Source organism: Secundilactobacillus malefermentans DSM 5705 = KCTC 3548 (genome assembly GCF_001436395.1).
Lineage (GTDB): Bacteria > Bacillota > Bacilli > Lactobacillales > Lactobacillaceae > Secundilactobacillus > Secundilactobacillus malefermentans.
On sequence record NZ_AZGJ01000108.1, the window covers coordinates 1 to 1,389 of the forward strand.

The following is a 1,389-nucleotide window of genomic DNA, read 5'->3' on the forward strand; positions in this document are numbered from 1 at the left end:
TATGTTTTCAAAAAAAATAAAATTACAGGCTATTCTAGAATTAGCACAGGGCCTTCCACCAAGCTATATCAATAAAAAGTACGGAATTAAAGGGTCTGCGACTATATATGAGTGGAAACGTCATTTTAATCAGTTTGGTGTGGAGAGTTTCCAAGACAAACAGACCAAGACTTACTTTGATTATTCGTTTAAAATGAAAGTAATTAAATGGCGTTTCAATCAAAGAGCCTCTTATCCTGAAACTGCGAAGCAGTTTAAAATCAAGCATCCAGCTGTAATCTGGCAATGGGAAAAAGCTTTTAAAGAAGGACGCCTCAATATTGATCAAAGGCGGTCGAAATTAATGTCCAATAAAGATGTAGAAAAGAAATCTAAAGAACAGCTAGAAGAAGAAAATCGTGTGTTAAGGGTTCGGGTGGCTTATCTGGAAAAATTGCACGCCTTGGCTCAGAAGAAGAAAGACTTACAAACCAAGAAAAAGCGCAAATAGTTACTGAGCTGAGGCGAGAATTAAACGAACAACTAAGCTTTATCCTCAAAGTTATTAATATGGCTAGTAGTAGCTTTCACTACGCCCTTGGGCGTAAAGATGACTCTAAATATCCGCACAAATTAGTAGCTGAAATCCTCCAGATTAGATTGGATAATCCTGACTTTGGCTATCGCACTGTAACTGCCGAATTAAAAAATAGAGGCAAGAGAATTAATCATAAGGTCGTACTCAAAATCATGAAGCAGAACAACGTTCTCTGTCATGCCTTTGATAGGAAAACCAGGAAGTATAACTCATATAGAGGAACTGTGGGCAAACTAGCTAAGAATAAATTAAAGCGTAGATTCAATACGAATCGACCTTATCAAAAAGTAGTCACCGATGTTACTGAATTAAGATGGGGAACCAGTTCCACTAATGAACGAGCTTACTTCACCGCTTTTGTGGATTTATTTAGTAATGAGATATTGTCTTGGAACCTTGGGCTTAGCCCAAATGTGGATTTTGTTACAACTCCATTGAAAGATTTAATCAAATCAAAGCCACAACTACCATATAAGATGCTGATTCATTCAGATCAGGGATTTCAATATCAGAATCGTAGCTATGTTTCAAAGTTAAAAGAAAACCACATCATCCAAAGTATGAGTCGCAAAGCGACATGCCTGGATAATGCGGTTGTTGAAAGCTTTTTCCATATTCTAAAAGTTGGAACAGTGCATAATAATCATTATGCCTCTTACGAAGAGCTTAAAATCGGCATTACCAAATATGTGGACTATTACAACAATAAGAGAATTAGAACAAAATTGGCTGGAAAGACCCCGGTTCAATACCGAGAGCTTTCCAACCAATTCAGTGCTTAAAATTAACTCCAATATTTGGGGTTCACTTCA

The 1,389-nt window shown here is 36.9% G+C and carries 2 protein-coding genes; both read left to right on the forward strand.

Features of this window, described 5'->3' with window-relative positions:
• Position 1 precedes the first annotated feature (1 nt).
• Positions 2-490, forward strand: a complete 489-nt coding sequence (locus tag FD44_RS09905; RefSeq protein ID WP_033445309.1) for a helix-turn-helix domain-containing protein — start codon at positions 2-4, stop codon at positions 488-490.
• Positions 491-498: 8 nt separating this feature from the next.
• Positions 499-1,359: an IS3 family transposase gene (locus FD44_RS09910; RefSeq protein ID WP_235809393.1), complete on the forward strand. Its 861-nt coding sequence runs from the start codon at positions 499-501 to the stop codon at positions 1,357-1,359.
• Positions 1,360-1,389 lie beyond the last annotated feature (30 nt).

What these genes read in the sequence shown, in the direction of transcription:
- FD44_RS09905 (WP_033445309.1), top strand. Translation starts at nt 2, where the DNA reads ATGTTTTCAAAAAAAATAAAATTACAGGCTATTCTAGAATTAGCACAG.